This window comes from Pseudomonas sp. Y24-6, assembly GCF_020295325.1.
In the GTDB taxonomy this organism is placed as follows: domain Bacteria; phylum Pseudomonadota; class Gammaproteobacteria; order Pseudomonadales; family Pseudomonadaceae; genus Aquipseudomonas; species Aquipseudomonas gregormendelii.
On the sequence record NZ_JACBXG010000061.1, the window covers coordinates 1 to 313 of the forward strand.

The 313-nt window shown below is 60.1% G+C and carries 1 protein-coding gene; it reads right to left on the reverse strand.

All coding sequences use genetic code 11. The features are described 5' to 3' along the window. A partial coding sequence (locus tag HYI44_RS29250) for a replication protein P (RefSeq protein WP_263869163.1) occupies positions 1–263 on the reverse strand: 263 nt, incomplete at its 3' end. Between the last annotated feature and the right edge of the window lie 50 nt (positions 264–313).

Below are 313 nucleotides of genomic sequence, written 5' to 3' on the forward strand. Positions count from 1 at the left end.
ATTCCGAAGCGGATGTGCTCCAGGGTGCAGATACCCGCCACAATGAAACCCTTGGTCCAGCTTCGGCGAGCAGCGGCCAGCGCCTTGTCATCAGGCCAAGCCTGTTTGTGGGCCGGGAAAATGGCTTGAAGCTGGCGGAACAGGCGCTCGACGACTTCGGCTGTCGCGTCGTCAACGGTGCCCAGTGGCTCAATCATTGCCGGAATGTTGCCAGTGCGGATTGCACCAGCTGCCTTGGTGGTCAGCGAGTTGACGACTCTCATAGGTCGTCACTCGTATCAGAGCGCCAGGTCTGGTCGTAGAAGTCTGGGCC